This is a genomic window from Picosynechococcus sp. PCC 8807 (genome assembly GCF_001693295.1).
Lineage (GTDB): Bacteria > Cyanobacteriota > Cyanobacteriia > Cyanobacteriales > MRBY01 > MRBY01.
Map to the genome: position 1 here is coordinate 266,551 of NZ_CP016483.1, position 15,151 is coordinate 281,701.

Annotated in this window: 9 protein-coding genes and 1 tRNA gene; 6 read left to right on the forward strand and 4 right to left on the reverse strand. The window is 50.4% G+C overall.

Features of this window, described 5'->3' with window-relative positions:
* Positions 1 to 9: 9 nt before the first annotated feature.
* A complete protein-coding gene (gene uvrC, locus AWQ24_RS01300) occupies positions 10 to 1,884 on the reverse strand; it encodes an excinuclease ABC subunit UvrC (RefSeq protein WP_065717263.1) in 1,875 nt (624 codons plus the stop codon).
* A gap of 132 nt (positions 1,885 to 2,016) precedes the next feature.
* Positions 2,017 to 3,057: a hypothetical protein gene (locus AWQ24_RS16510; RefSeq protein ID WP_065715792.1), complete on the reverse strand. Its 1,041-nt coding sequence runs from the start codon at positions 3,055 to 3,057 to the stop codon at positions 2,017 to 2,019.
* A gap of 49 nt (positions 3,058 to 3,106) precedes the next feature.
* On the opposite strand from AWQ24_RS16510, the gene AWQ24_RS01310 reads away from it, so the two are divergent.
* The 4 genes from AWQ24_RS01310 (at position 3,107) to AWQ24_RS01325 (ending at position 7,274) form a co-directional block, all read left to right on the forward strand.
* Entirely contained in the window at positions 3,107 to 4,624 is a 1,518-nt protein-coding gene (locus tag AWQ24_RS01310) for a SagB/ThcOx family dehydrogenase (protein ID WP_065717264.1), read from the forward strand.
* A gap of 705 nt (positions 4,625 to 5,329) precedes the next feature.
* Positions 5,330 to 6,253 (forward strand): ABC transporter ATP-binding protein, encoded by a 924-nt coding sequence (locus AWQ24_RS01315; protein WP_065715793.1) that lies wholly within the window; start codon positions 5,330 to 5,332, stop codon positions 6,251 to 6,253.
* A 73-nt stretch (positions 6,254 to 6,326) separates the two neighbouring features.
* Positions 6,327 to 6,399 (forward strand) — tRNA-Ala (locus tag AWQ24_RS01320).
* A 275-nt stretch (positions 6,400 to 6,674) separates the two neighbouring features.
* A complete protein-coding gene (locus AWQ24_RS01325) occupies positions 6,675 to 7,274 on the forward strand; it encodes a superoxide dismutase (protein ID WP_030006045.1) in 600 nt (199 codons plus the stop codon).
* Positions 7,275 to 7,377: 103 nt separating this feature from the next.
* Here the strand turns inward: AWQ24_RS01325 and AWQ24_RS01330 are convergent, their stop codons facing one another.
* Together AWQ24_RS01330 and AWQ24_RS01335 are read right to left on the reverse strand one after the other, a co-directional pair.
* Complete coding sequence (locus AWQ24_RS01330; RefSeq protein ID WP_065715794.1) at positions 7,378 to 9,090, reverse strand: glycosyltransferase family 39 protein; 1,713 nt, start codon at positions 9,088 to 9,090, stop codon at positions 7,378 to 7,380.
* Positions 9,091 to 9,137: 47 nt separating this feature from the next.
* Positions 9,138 to 9,599 carry a pentapeptide repeat-containing protein gene (locus AWQ24_RS01335; RefSeq protein ID WP_065717265.1) on the reverse strand — a complete coding sequence of 154 codons (462 nt, stop codon included), beginning with the start codon at positions 9,597 to 9,599 and terminating at the stop codon, positions 9,138 to 9,140.
* Positions 9,600 to 9,976: 377 nt separating this feature from the next.
* Between AWQ24_RS01335 and AWQ24_RS01340 the strand changes: the two genes are divergently transcribed.
* Complete coding sequence (locus AWQ24_RS01340) at positions 9,977 to 12,805, forward strand: cation-transporting P-type ATPase (protein WP_083993468.1); 2,829 nt, start codon at positions 9,977 to 9,979, stop codon at positions 12,803 to 12,805.
* Between the two features lie 95 nt (positions 12,806 to 12,900).
* Positions 12,901 to 15,075, forward strand: coding sequence for a glutamine synthetase III (locus AWQ24_RS01345; RefSeq protein ID WP_065709941.1), 2,175 nt, complete (start codon positions 12,901 to 12,903; stop codon positions 15,073 to 15,075).
* Positions 15,076 to 15,151 lie beyond the last annotated feature (76 nt).

Here is a 15,151-nt window from a genome sequence, read left to right on the forward strand (position 1 = left end):
GTGGTTCCTTTAATCACTCGCGTGAAAATAGCGGAAAACTTCCTCGGCGAGACGCGGCCCAATCCCTTTGACCTCAGCGATTTGTTCGGGTTTCGCTTCCCGGAGATAGTCGAGGGAGTGGAAATGGGCCAGGAGTTGTTTTTTGCGGTGGTGGCCTAAACCAGGGATGTCATCCAATTGCGATCGCCTGCTGGACTTGAGACGCTGTTGGCGATGGAAACTGACCGCAAAACGGTGGGCCTCATCCCGCACCCGGCGGAGAAGTTGAATGCCAGGCTGTTCCTTTTCACTTTTAAGGGGATTGGATTCGTAGGGTAGATAGACCTGCTCTTGTTTTTTGGCGAGGCTAATCACATTTAATTTATCGGCGAGGTTGAGTTCCTCTAAAACTCCCATGACTGTGGATAATTGGCCTTTCCCGCCATCAATCATGATCAAATCGGGGCAGTCTTTTTCCAAGCCTTTTTTAAAGCGCCGTCGCATAATTTCCGCCATGCTGGCAAAGTCATCGGAGCGGCCAATGTGAATCTCAGGATTTTTAATTTTGTAGTGGCGATAGTCCTGTTTGGCAGGAATGCCGTCGATAAAAACCACCTGGGAGGCCACCGCATTCGACCCCTGGATGTGGGAAATGTCATAGCCTTCGATGCGTTTGGGCAATTCTGGTAAATCTAAGAGACTCGCTAAATCTTCGAGGGCCGCTAAATTCTTGGTGGCGGTGCGTTGGGTGCGGCTTAGTTCGTATTGGGCGTTGCGTTCTACCATCGCGATCAAATCCGCCTTCAGTTGCCGTTGGGGTTGGCGGATTTGCACTTTATTGCCCCGGCGATCACCCAGAAACTTTTCAAGCCATTCCTGGTCTCGGAGGGGGTATTGCACCAAGATTTCCGCCGGAATTTCCACCCCGTCCACGTTTGCATAGTGGGTTTCCAAAACGTGCTGGAGGATTTTGCCATACTCCACTGTTAAATCTGGCCCCAAATTTTCTGGTAAGGGCGTAAAAAAGCCTAATCTTCCCACCAGTCGCCCCGCCCGTACTTGAAAAAGTTGAATCGCACAGTGATGTTCATCGGCAGCCAAGGCGATCGCATCCCGGGACACCCGATCATCCGGTAAACTCACCTTTTGATCGGCATTGAGCGCACCAATTGCTTTGATTTGGTCGCGGATTTGGGCCGCCTTTTCAAACTGGAGATTCTCTGCCGCCTGGGCCATCTGGGCCGTCAAGGTTTCAATCAATTCTCCGCTGCGCCCTTGGAAGACCATCGCCACCTTTTGCACCGTCTGTCGATATTCCTGGGGGGAAATCAACTGCTGACAAACCCCCGGACAGCGGCCAATATCGTAGTTCAAACAGGGTCGATGTTTAAACAGCGGTTGTCGCCGTTGCCGCAGCGGAAAAATCCGTTTCATTAAGCCCAGAGTATGCCGCAGTAACCTTGTGTCCACATAGGGGCCATAGTAGCGATCGCCTTTGCTGCCGATATGGCGTTTGCGGGTAATAAAAAAACGCGGATAATCTTCCGACCAGGTGATGCACACATAGGGATATTTCTTGTCATCCTTGAGCAGCACGTTGTAATAGGGCTGGTGCTGCTTAATCAGGTTTGCTTCGAGGGCCAAAGCTTCCGCTTCCGTATCCGTGACAATGAATTCAATGTCCGCCACCTGCTGCACCATCATTTCGATGCGGGGCGAATGCAAGCGGGCATCCCGAAAATAAGACCGCACCCGATTCCGCAGGGTTTTGGATTTGCCAATGTAGAGAATATCTCCCTGACGACTGTGCATAAAATAAACCCCAGGCTCCGTTGGAATTTCCCGGAGACGTTGTTGCAATCGCTCAGGATCTTGCAATAAAGGCACTGAATTCAAGGTAGCCATGGCCAAGACAAGACATTGTTGAAGGGAGTTTAGAAATTGTAAGCAATTTTCCATCAAGACAGCCCCGACACAAAAAACGAGGCCTCCCTGGGAAGGTCTCGCCGTTAATTGTTTCCCAGTGAAATGGGCCGTTTACAGACTCGTGTTGGAGTTGATGGTTACGGTGCCATCGGGGGTAACAGTCACAACGCTTTCAATGGTGTAGTCAACGGAGCCGGGTCTACGCCCCTCGAAGGTGAACGTGTAGCTTCCATCGGCATTTAGTACATAGGGAGACTCATTGGGATTGCCGTGCATTGCCGGTTCAGCCCGGTAGTTGTTCAAACCGCCATTTTCTTGTTCTGCAGCTTGGCGGGCGAGGTTCTTCGCCTGATTGAGATCAACAATAGTCGCGCCGGAATCTACGGTACTGTCACTGGTGCGCACGTCGCCATTGTAAAGAATCTGGGTACTCCCATCCGTCAGCACCTTGACCTCTGTTTCGTAGGTGTAATCAAGGGATTCGGGACGACGGCCTTGGAAGGTAAAGGTATAGCTGCCGTCACCATTGCTAACGTAGGGAGATTGCTCTGCTAGACCATGCATGGAGGGTTCAGCGCGATATTGACTCAAACCACCATTTTCCCGTTCTGCAGCTTGGCGGGCGAGGTTCTTCGCTTGGTTGAGGTCGAGGCTCGCCGCAGCGATATTGGTGCTGTTGAAATTATCAGAGCGAATTGGCCCGTTGTAATCAATGGTTGCGGTGCCATCGTCAGTGACAGTTACGACGGTTTCGTAGACATAATCCGTGGATGCCGGTTGCCGTCCCCGGAAGGTGAAAGTATAGCTGCCATCGCCATTGTCCACATAGGGGGACGCCAAGGGATCACCATGCATGGAAGGTTCGGCCCGATATTGACTCAGGCCACCATTGGCATCCTCTGCGGCTTGGCGGGCGAGATTTTTCGCTTGGTTCAGGCCAAAGGCAAGGGTAAGATTTCCTTGGGCCAGGAGGGTCTGGGCTTGGTTGGGGGAGGGAGCAAGCAGGATGCCACCACTACTGAACAAACCAAGTAGCAGCATCGATCGTAAAGCAGTGATTTTCATAGTCAATAACCGAAAACTCCAAAGGGCGATCGCCTTGCCTTTCATGCTACCTAAAGAAGCGATCGCCGGGAAAAAAGTTTCCGTCAAGGGGGAAGCAAGGGGGATAATGGAAGAGTTTTCTTGCTTTCGGGAAAAAATGAGCCGATCTTTACCCCTCTCAGCCCATTATCACCAACGCACCAAATACGATCCTCAAACCCTTTCCAAGCGGGGCAAATCCCTAGACTGGTCCCAGCAGCCGAGTCCCTTCAAAGGCTACAAAATTGGCACCAGTTACGATCTCAAGCCCTATTTAGAACTTGACCGCAATGAGCCCCAATGGGAAAACCTGTCCTATTTGTTGTTGTTGAGCTACGGGCTGACCGCTAAAATCCCGACCTTTGGGGGAGATTTTGTTTACCTCAGAACTGCTCCTTCGGCGGGGGGTCTGTATCCGGCAGAACTATATCTCATCTCCCGGGGCACTGAACTGCTCCCGGCGGGCCTTTACCACTACCAGCCCCAAACCCATACCCTGTTGCGCTTTTGGGATAACCACTGTTGGGTCGATCTCCAAGAAGCTTGCTTTCGCCATCCGGCCCTCGAAAAAACCCAACTCGCGTTAGTAACAACGGCAATTTTTTATCGCTCGGCTTGGCGCTATGAAGCCCGGGCTTACCGTCGCATTTTTCTAGATACGGGTCATTTGCTAGGCAATGTGAACCTGGCAGCCACAGCCCATGGATTTCGCCCCCATCTCATCGGTGGGTTTAGCGATCGCCTGATGAATCAACTCCTCTATCTTGATGGTGAAACAGAGGCTGTGACCAGTATTATGGCCCTCAATCCACAACCCCAAGCAACCAGTCACGGCAAAACCGCCTTACCCTCTCCGGTGGCCTTCAATTACCCTGATTTGGCAGAGGACGAGCTACTTAAAGCGCTCCATGAAGCTTCGATGATTCAGGCCAAGGCTTCGGTGCCCCCCCACCAACCGAATCTGTTAGAAGACAAATATAATTTTCCATTTTGCTTAAAGGTTTCCCTCGCAAATACTGATGCCGAAAATCGTTATCGTCAGCGCATTGACTGGGGCGAAGACCAGGAGGATTTAGAAGAAACCCTGTTAAAACGGCGCTCGACCCGGGCCTACACCGGGGAAGACCTCACCCTCGAAGAATTGCAACTGATACTCCACTTTACCTATCATCCTGAGGACTATGGAGAACAGGGTCTACTAGGCGATCCGGACTATTTTGACTTGAGTTTGATCGAGACTTTTGTAGCGGTTTCTGGGGTAGAGGGTTTAGAGGCGGGTTGCTATTACTATGCGCCTAAGGCCCAGGCACTGCGGCAAATACGCTTTAAAAATTTTCGCGAAGAGTTGCATTACCTTTGTTTAGGTCAAGATTTAGGTCGGGATGCGGCGGCCTTGGTCTTTCACACGGCAGATCTAGGGGCAGCAGTCAGTCGCTATGGCGATCGCGCCTATCGATACTTACACATGGATGCAGGCCAATTGGGACAACGCTTAAACCTCGCTGCAATCCAGCTAGACTTGGGGGTCAGTGGCATTGGAGGCTTCTTTGATGATCAAGTCAATGAGGTTCTCGGCATTCCCGATGATGAGGCGGTGCTCTATGTTACGACCCTCGGTGTACCAGAGCAAGGGTGACATACTCCCGACTCTGATGCTTACGCATACAGAGCGGGCTTCTCAAGATCGCTCTCGATCAATTTCCTGCTTCATCCGTCCTCCCTAGAATGTTGCCATTCCCCGTTATGGATACGTCCACAGGCAGTTTAGAGTCTCCTGATGCCCCACGGAGACTATGTACAAGGAACCAAAGTTCTGTACAACGCAACCAAATTGGTTTTACGCATCAGTGGCTTCAGACAGTATTGTCATTCTTCCTGATGCAACGCCCTACCAATTATCAAGGTTCAATACCGTTCCTAGAGTTTGCGCTGTTCACCACGCTACTGAGACGTGTTCGTTTGAGTCAATCTAGTCAGTGGTTAGCTGATACAGTCATTGTAGTACAAGGAGACTGCAACAATAGCAAGAAGTAAAGTTTTTCGAGTTCGATTGACTCAGCAAGAATTGGACAAATTAGAGCGAAATCCAGAAGAACGGGGGAGCTCTAGCGCTGAACTGATTCGAGACCATATCAAAAGGCTACCGAATCTGGCTGCTTCGAGGGCATCGAACCCCACTCAGCAACCTTGAGGAGTCCATGTTGTTACTGAGCAGCTCGAGTGAGCGAGCCTCGCCGAACTCTTGCCGAAGTATTCCGGCGCTCATCGAAGCGATAGAGCGCGGGACTTATAGCCCCTCAAATTCCCCAACGGTTAAGATTGGGAAAAAAGGCGATCGCCTATGTTGAAAATTAACAACCTCACAAAAGCCTATGGCCAACGCCCGGTGCTCCAGGGCCTCGATTTGTGGATCGACACCGGGGAAATTTATGGCCTCCTGGGGCCGAACGGAGCCGGAAAAACCACAACCATTAATATCCTGTGTAATTTACTCCAGGCCGACGGTGGTGCCATTGAAATTGCCGCTTCTCCTCTTTCTGAAGCCACGAAAAAGATCATCGGTGTCGCCCCCCAGGAAAATTTGCTCTACAAAACCCTGACCTGTGCAGAAAATCTCCGGTTTTATGGTCGCATCTATGGGCTGTCGAAACAGGATTGTCAGGCGCAGATCGGCGCTTGTTTGGAGGCAGTGGGTCTCGGCGATCGCCACGGTGCTCCTGTCGAAACCCTTAGTGGCGGGATGCAACGGCGGATGAACATTGCCATTGCCCTGATGCACCGACCCCAATTGCTGATTTTAGATGAGCCGACCACGGGCCTAGATATCGAAACCCGCTATGAAATTTGGCAACTAATCCAGCGGCTCCGGGATGAAGGCATGACGATTTTGCTGACGACCCATCTTTTAGATGAAGCCCAGCGACTCTGCCAGCGCATTGGCATTCTGAAAGGGGGACAAATTATCGCCGAGGGGACGCTTCCGGAATTACGCCAACGGATTCCCGCCAAGGAAGTTGTCCTGCTGCAAACGACGGATAGAGAAGGGGCGATCGCCAAGGGCACCGCCGCCGGCTTTACCCAACGGGACTATGGTGGTGATCTCGCCTTTTGGCTACCAGAAGCCTTAGAACTTTCAGACATTCTCGATATTTTTCAGGGCATTCCCATCGATTCCATTGCCCGCCAAGGCATTCAGCTCGAACATATCTATGTCGAAATCACCCAAAACCACCAGCAAGCCGTCCCCGAAGCCCAAATGAGCTAGGGTGAGCCAAAACTTTTTCCCCCAAAGCTTGACAAGCCTAAAATAGTTAGGGCAATATATTATCCGTGCCTAAGGGGGTATAGCTCAGTTGGTAGAGCGCTTGCATGGCATGCAAGAAGTCACCGGTTCGAGTCCGGTTATCTCCATCGAAAAAACTATCTTCAGAAAATCAAAGACCTCTGGTGCCCAATCGCCCAGGGGTCTTTTGTCGTGGTGCATTGTGCCCAACTGTCGCAGTAAAAATCAGGTTTTGGCGATCGCCCCACAGCGGATCAGGGTGCGGATGTCTCTACCCAGGGTCGGTAAATGTTCATGCTAAGATCTCGATCAGTACGTTCTACGAACAACTCTCACTTCAGAATCTTCCTGAGATAGGAAATCTCTGAAGCATCCTGCAAACTCCAACGAGGAAAACACCACCATGGGATACGAACTACCTGCATTACCCTACGATTACACTGCCCTCGAACCCCACATCTCGAAGAGCACCTTAGAATTTCACCACGATAAGCACCATGCGAGCTATGTCTCCAAGTACAACGATGCCGTAGCTGGCACCGACATGGATAGCAAAAGTATCGAAGACGTAATCAAAGCCGTAGCTGCAGATCCCGCCAAAGCAGGTTTGTTTAATAACGCTGCCCAAGCGTGGAACCACAGCTTCTACTGGAACTGCATGAAGCCCGGTGGCGGTGGTCAACCCACTGGTGCCCTCGCCGACAAAATCAACGCCGACTTCGGTAGTTTCGATAAATTCGTTGAGGCTTTCAAAACCGCTGGTGGCACCCAGTTTGGTAGTGGTTGGGCTTGGCTCGTCCTCGACAATGGCACCCTCAAGGTCACTAAAACTGGCAACGCTGGCAACCCCATGACCGAAGGCCAAACTCCCCTCCTCACCATGGACGTTTGGGAACACGCCTACTACCTCGACTACCAAAACCGTCGCCCCGACTACATCAACACCTTCCTCACCAGTCTTGTGAACTGGGACTTCGTAGCGGCTAACCTTGCAGCGGCCTAACGTCTTGTTTGAATCCTAAGATTCATTTGGTTTTTCAAAATATCTAACTTAACTAACAAGGGACTTACCATGGGTAGGTCTCTTTTTTTTGGTGATGGGGAAATTAATTAGAAGAAGGATCGCAAAAATATAAACGATAGCGATATCCGGTCACTTTTTGCCCTGATTCCGGTTGCAACGGACAGATGGATTCTGGGGGCGCAAAATGGGTATTAAACATCAAGATCTGGGTTGGTGCCGTGAGCTGAGTCGCAGTTTCAGCAAGGACTTTGGCGGCTGTATCCTGTTTGAAAAAGTTATCGAGAATTAAAAACCGAGGTTGCAGGCTGGGATCGAGGTGATGCAAAGCCCAGGCAAGGCCCATCTGGGTGCGGGTTACGGCAATTTCGTAGTAATGGGTCGCAAAAATTTGAGGGTCATTCCAGTCTAAATTTTGTTGGAGGACTTGGGCGATCGCCTGATTATTTTCGGGCTTCCGGTAGGCAAGATCGACGTTGACACACAAACTACTTAAACCCATTAAACCCACAATTATTAGGGCACTGAGACGACAATTTTGGGGCCAGAATAACTTAGAACAGGCGATATTTTGCCCCATCTGCGCTAGGAAAAATCCCAATAGAATCGTTAACGCCGGGAAATAAATGAAATGATAGCGGGGGGCTAGGGTAATATCCAATTTCAGCACATAGGTAATGCCAAGAATTGTGACCAGATTCGCAAGAATAATACCTGTGAAAATTTTGACTTCTAATTGTGCCCAGCTTTGTTTAAAGGCCGCCGTGAGATTAGGGAGAAACCAGAGCAAAATCAGCAAAAGGGCGATCGCCGCGGCCACCACTAACCAAGTTTGATCTGCTTCGATGGGTAGCATAAAAATCATCCCCAAAGCCCACCCCAAGGAACGGAGCGGTGGCAGCAGATTTCCCAACCCCCAACCGTAGTCTTGATTGAGCCAGGAAGTCAGTTCGTCATTATTTTGGCTTTGCCAGTGACTGAGCAGCAGAAAAACGACAATTGCCGAGGCGATCGCCCCGCAGAAAATCCGTTGCCAATAGCTTGGGAAAAAGATTTTTGCAGGAGATTTTTGGGGCCAATTTTTTCTTAAAGCCTGACCATAACAAAAGAGTAAAACGAGTCCTTCCGCAAAGAGCGATAGCACCATGAAATAATGACTGGCTACCCCTAAAGTATTAACGATTAGCCAGCCTAATAACACTTGAAACGGAATTTTTTGTGATTGTTGTTGAGCTTGGATTATTTTCGCAACGCATCCATAGGACAGGGTCATCCAAATCATTGCCAGGGTATAGTGACGGGCCTCCTGGGAAAGATAAACGGCGTAGGGGGATAGGGCCATGGCGATCGCCCCACCGTGGGCCGCCCATTTATTTTTAAAAACCCAAGTACTCACCCCGAACACCACCAGAATGAGTAAAACCCCAAAAAAAGCAGCCGGCGATCGCCCCACAAAAATACTGATTAATTCCCCGTCTGTACTCCACAAATCGAGCCAGAGGTGGGTCAGCCAGTAGTACAAAGGCGGATGGTTACTCTCACTGAGGAGCATCTCGCTGACTGTCGCAAGATTCGTGCCAGTTTCATAGCGGAGTGGTGCCAGGAGAAGATCTGCCGCAATCAACTGGTCTAAGGGAATCTCCCGGAAACCGTGACCCAAGCTAAAGACTAAAGTGGCCCACTCATCTCCCCACACAGACTTAAGGGTGAGGTTCCAGAAGCGCAATAACGTTCCTAACCCCACCCAAATGCCGAGTAGATAAAAATCTTTCTGAGAAAATATTCGGGAGCTTGCCATGGTGCCTTTCGCCGATCAGTCTTGAAAGGACAATAGCAGATTACTCTTTATTGTTGTTCGGGCAATTCAAAGTCTTCGTAGCTACCACCAACGCTGATATCGGTATTAAACAATTCTGCATCGGTTAAGGTTAAATCTTCCATCACAGCCCCAAAAACATGGGTGTCATACATCCGTGCTGCGGTGAAATTTACCCGGTTGATTCGGGCATAGTTTAAGACCGCATTGGTGAGAAAAACATCGGTAAAGTCGGCCCCAGAAAGGTTCGCACCCGTTAAGTCGGCTCCTTCGAGGTTGGCCCCTTCGAGGTTGGCATAACTGAGGTTCGCATCCCGCAGATCGGCCCCAATTAAGTGCGCTTCCCTGAGATCCGCGCCAATGAGGTTACAGCCTTGGCAGGCACCCGTTTCCAACAGACGTTTTACGTGGTCTGGGTTTTCGCCCCTAGCTGGCTTGGCGATTACCAAGAGCATTGTGAGGGTTGCGAGGGCTAATAATAGGCGTTTCATAATTTTATTTCCTCCTGCCAATTTTGCACAAAACCGAGCCAGTTTTTCGACGGTCTTTTTGTTACCTAGGTCATCGGCTTTCGGCGGGTACTTGTTCACATCATTGGAGCTGACGTCACAGTCGATTATTGCCCCAAAAAATTTAGCGAAAAATTAATTCTGATGCAGAGTACAAAGTCCCCTACTTTTATTATTTCACAACTTCTATTGCCTGCTTGACTCTCGCCAAAAGCCGTTACATTTTGCCTTGCTATTGTCGAAAAATGGCCGCTACTAATAGTATAACAAAAATTCATAATTTTTGCCAGTTTAAAGCAATATTCGAGCGATAACCTTTATGATTACGGATAATATTTGAGCGATATTTTTTTTGGATTGTGATTGTGAGTGATCTCCACGAAAAGACTTCTTTACCAGACCCAGCCGCCCCTTGGCACCATCAGGCGATCGCCCATGTCCTCCAAGTATTTCAAACGGATGAACAACAGGGCCTAGAAGGGCCAGAGGTAGAACGACGTCAACAGTTTTATGGCCCCAATGAAATCGAAGCCGGTCGGGGGCGTAATACTTGGGAAATTTTCCTCGATCAGTTTAAAAATGTGATGCTGATCATGTTGATTGTCGTGGCCCTAATTTCTGGGGTAATTGATTTTGTAGAACTCCGTGCCAATGCCTTACCGGAAGGAACGGTTCCCTTCAAGGATACGATCGCCATTATGGCCATTGTGGTTCTCAATGGACTGTTGGGATTCATGCAGGAAAGTCGCGCCGAAAAAGCCCTGGCCGCTCTCAAGAAAATGTCTTCTCCCCAGGTGCGGGTGTGTCGTGGGGGGCAATTTTCTGAAGTCAAAGCGGCCCAGTTGGTGCCCGGAGATCTGATGTTTATCGAAGCTGGTTCCCAACTCAGTGCCGATGGTCTCGTCCTCGAAGCGGCCCAGCTCCAAGTGCGCGAGTCAGCCTTAACCGGAGAAGCCAACCCCGTCACCAAAAGGATTTGTCCAGTGGGGCTCGCAGCGGATACGCCCCTAGGCGATCGCCAAAATATGGTTTTTTCAGGCACAGAAGTCCTCCAAGGCCGGGGCAAGATCTTGGTCACTGCCACTGGAATGAGCACCGAGCTCGGCAAGATTGCCCAAATGCTCCAAAGCGTCAAAGCTAGCCAAACCCCTCTCCAAAAGCGGATGGCCCACCTCGGCAAAATTCTAGTCACCGGCTCACTTATCCTCGTGATTTTGGTGGTGGTTTTTGGTAGCCTCCAGGTGGGCAATTTTAGTCGCATCAAAGAATTAATCGAAGTTTCCCTGAGTATGGCCGTGGCCGTCGTCCCAGAAGGCTTACCCGCTGTAATCACCGTTACCCTTGCCATTGGCACCCAGCGCATGGTGAAACGCCAGGCCCTGATCCGAAAACTACCTGCCGTTGAAACCCTTGGTTCTGTCGATACCATTTGCTCCGATAAAACGGGTACCCTTACCCAGAACAAAATGGTGGTACAGCGCCTAGAAACCCAAGACCAGTCCCTCCGGGTTACCGGGGAAGGGTACGCCCCTGTCGGCGAATTTTTGTCCCAGGATCAAAGCCTCAATCCAACTCAACATCCCGAAGTGCAGCAATTATTACGGGCTTGTATCCTCTGCAATGATGCCGTTTTAAAACAAGACGACCGGGATTGGCTGATTATTGGCGACCCCACAGAAGGGGCTTTACTGAGTCTGGCTGGCAAAGGGGATCTTTTTGCTGAAGCTCTCCAGAAAGAATGGCCCCGCCTGGGAGAATTTCCCTTTTCCTCGGAACGCAAACGTATGAGCGTTATTTGCGCCACGCCAAACCCTGACCAAACTGAATCAACGGCAGCTTATTTGCTCTGCTGCAAGGGTTCGCCGGAGTTGGTGCTGGAGCGCTGTCAAGCCTACCAAACTGCCACAGGTATTTTTCCCCTCCAAGCAGAAGACCGGGCCGCGATTCTCCAGCGCAACAATGAAATGGCCCAGGCAGGTTTACGGGTTTTGGGCTTTGCCCAACGTTGCTTAACTCATGTACCAGAAGCCCAAGCTGAGGTAAATGCGGAACAGGAAATGGTTTGGCTGGGCCTAGTGGGGATGATGGATGCGCCCCGTCCGGAAGTCAAAGAGGCCGTGGCGAAATGTCGCGCCGCCGGGATTCGGCCCGTGATGATCACTGGTGATCACCAACTTACGGCTCAGGCGATCGCCCAACAACTGGGCATTGCGACCCCAGACGCCAAGGCTCTCACAGGGTTAGAGCTTAGTAAACTTTCCCAGGTCGATCTAGAAGCCATGGTCGAAACCGTGAGTATCTATGCACGGGTGGCCCCAGAACATAAGTTGCGCATCGTCCAGGCTCTCCAAAGTCGCGGTAAATTTGTCGCCATGACCGGAGATGGGGTTAATGATGCCCCTGCCCTTAAACAAGCTGACATCGGCATTGCCATGGGAATTACGGGCACCGATGTCAGTAAAGAAGCCAGTGACATGGTGCTCCTTGACGATAATTTTGCCACCATTGTCGCTGCCACCGAAGAAGGCCGGGTCGTTTACACGAATATTCGTCACTTTATCCAATACATTCTCGGTAGCAATATCGGCGAAGTAATTACCATTGCCGCTGCTCCCTTGATCGGTTTATCCGAAGTGCCCCTCATTCCCCTGCAAATCCTCTGGATGAACCTCGTCACCGATGGTTTACCCGCCCTGGCCCTCGCCATCGAACCCGCTGAACCTGATGTGATGCAACGCCGTCCCTTTAATCCCCAGGAAAGTATTTTTGCGCGGGGGCTAGGTGCTTATATTCTGCGCATTGGCTTGATTTTCTCCGTGATCAGCATTGCCCTCATGGCCTATAGCTACAATGCCCACCCCGACAATTGGAAAACCATGGTGTTCACTACCCTCTGCTTGTCTCAAATGGGCCATGCGATCGCCGTCCGTTCCCGCACCCAACTGACCCTAACCAGTAATCCCCTAAGGAATCCCTACCTAATTATTGCCGTGGCCGCCACAACAATCCTCCAACTCATGCTGATCTATGTCGAACCCCTACGGCTATTTTTCGACACCCAACGTCTCTCTGGCCAGCAACTGTTAATTTGTTTGGGGGTCAGTACCCTACTCTTTGTTTGGGTAGAATTAGAAAAACTTGTGATCCAATGGTATTGGGCTTGGAAAAATCCCCCAAAAAGCAGATGAAAAAAACAAAAGTGAATTCGATTTCTGTATAGATCTTATCTGTTTTTAGGATTAGTCTTGGGTAGTATAGTGCGGTTAGATCTACGGAAAAACCTATGACTGGAAACGCCGCCCGTGTTCAAGCGATTCAGCAAATTACCAATCGTACCCCCATCAAGTGTGAACCGCCCATTAAGCTCGAAGAAGCTTGGGCTACTAATGTTTTTGATCTGAGTAAGATGCAGGCCAGTCTCCCAAAGGCCGTTTTTAAATCTATCAAAAACACCATCACTTCCGGTGAAAAACTAGACCCTTCCGTGGCCGATGCTGTGGCCACAGCGATGCGCGATTGGGCGATGTCTAAGGGCGCTCTCTACTACGCCCACGTCTTCTACCCGATGACCAACCTCACCGCAGAGAAACACGATGGTTTCGTCTCTGTCCAGAGCGATGGAAAAGTCATCTCCGAATTTTCCGGTAAGGTACTGGTACAAGGGGAGCCCGATGGTTCTTCTTTCCCCAACGGTGGGATCCGTGACACCTTTGAAGCACGGGGTTATACGGCTTGGGATGTGACCAGTCCGGCCTACATCATGGAAACCGAAAATGGTTCGACCCTTTGTATTCCTACCGTTTTCGTCTCCTGGACCGGGGAAGCACTCGATAAAAAAGTGCCCCTACTGCGCTCCATCGATGCCATGAATAAGGCAGCCCAGAAAGTTTTAAAACTGTTGGGTCACACCGAAATCGCCCGGGTCAATTCCAGTTGTGGGGCAGAACAGGAATATTTCCTCGTTGACTCTAACTTCGCCCACCAACGTCCGGATCTTCTCTTGGCTGGTCGTACCCTTTTTGGTAAGTCTCCGGCTAAGGGCCAAGAATTTGATGATCATTACTTTGGGGCCATCCCTGAGCGGGTACAAATCTTTATGCAGGATGTGGAAGCGCAACTGTATAAGCTCGGTATCCCCGCAAAAACCCGTCACAATGAAGTGGCACCGGGTCAGTTTGAAATTGCGCCTGTGTTTGAAGCGGCAAACGTGGCCAGTGATCACCAACAGTTGATCATGACCACCCTCAAAACCACGGCGAAAAAGCATGGTTTTATGTGCTTGCTCCACGAAAAACCCTTTGCCGGGATCAATGGTTCTGGTAAGCACGTGAACTGGTCTGTGGGGAATGCAACCCAGGGTAATCTGCTGGATCCGGGCGATTCTCCCCATGACAACGCTCAGTTCCTCGTCTTCTGTGGGGCGGTAATCCGTGGTGTCCATAAGTTTGGGCCTTTGATGCGGGCGGTAATTGCTAATGCCAGTAACGACCACCGCCTCGGTGCCAATGAAGCCCCCCCAGCCATTATGTCTGTGTACCTCGGTTCTCAGTTGGAGGAAGTTTTTGAACAAATCAAAAATGGCACTGTTTCTGAGTCGAAGAAGAAAGGCGTTATGGATCTCGGTGTGGCGGTACTGCCTGAACTGACCAAGGATGCGGGCGATCGCAACCGGACTTCTCCCTTTGCTTTTACTGGGAACCGCTTTGAATTCCGGGCTGTGGGTTCTAGCCAGTCTGTGTCTGGGCCTTTGGTGGCACTCAATACGATTTTGGCCGATTCCCTAGAGTGGATTGGCGATCGCCTTGAGAGTGAATTAGCAAAAGGATTAGAAATCAGCGAAGCCATCCTCACAGTTCTCAAGGAAATCATGAACGAACATGGTTCTGTGATCTTCGGTGGCAATGGCTACTCCGAAGAATGGCACCGGATGGCCGTTGAAGAACGCGGTTTACGTAACCTCCCCACGACGGCGGATGCCCTACCTGTGCTCAAGGAAGCAGAAGTTGGAGCGTTGTTTGACCGACTCAAAGTCTTGACCCCCATAGAGCTTGAAAGCCGCTTTGAAGTGTACGCCGAGCAGTATATCAAATCCATCGAAGTGGAAGCCAAGCTGGTGATGAACATGGCAAAAACCATGGTTTATCCTGCCGCTGTAGAATACCTGTCTAAGTTGTCAGGTACCATCACTGCCCTTGTGAATCTCGGCATTTCCCTCGAGAAGAAAAGTGCAGAAACTGTTTCTAGTCTCACCAATGACCTGATGGCTGCCACCGAAAAGCTCAGTGCTGCCTTTGAAAAAGAAGATTTTGCTTCTACAGAAGAACATATGCACTATTGCGCGAGCACCATTCGCCCTCTGATGGATGAGGTTCGTAGCTACGCAGACCTGCTAGAAAACGAACTACCAGACAGCTTCTGGCCCCTACCCACTTACCAGGAAATGCTGTTTATTAAGTAGATGATTCGTCTCGATTGAGCCAGCCAATCATTCAATAAAAACAAAAAGCCCCCTATATTCTCTAGCGATGTAGAGG

Bases quoted from the DNA above. Each gene is read 5' to 3' on its own strand.
- uvrC (WP_065717263.1), bottom strand. From the start codon at position 1,884: ATGGCTACCTTGAATTCAGTGCCTTTATTGCAAGATCCTGAGCGATTG.
- AWQ24_RS01310 (WP_065717264.1), top strand. From the start codon at position 3,107: ATGAGCCGATCTTTACCCCTCTCAGCCCATTATCACCAACGCACCAAA.
- AWQ24_RS01315 (WP_065715793.1), top strand. From the start codon at position 5,330: ATGTTGAAAATTAACAACCTCACAAAAGCCTATGGCCAACGCCCGGTG.
- AWQ24_RS01325 (WP_030006045.1), top strand. From the start codon at position 6,675: ATGGGATACGAACTACCTGCATTACCCTACGATTACACTGCCCTCGAA.
- AWQ24_RS01330 (WP_065715794.1), bottom strand. From the start codon at position 9,090: ATGGCAAGCTCCCGAATATTTTCTCAGAAAGATTTTTATCTACTCGGC.
- AWQ24_RS01335 (WP_065717265.1), bottom strand. From the start codon at position 9,599: ATGAAACGCCTATTATTAGCCCTCGCAACCCTCACAATGCTCTTGGTA.
- AWQ24_RS01345 (WP_065709941.1), top strand. From the start codon at position 12,901: ATGACTGGAAACGCCGCCCGTGTTCAAGCGATTCAGCAAATTACCAAT.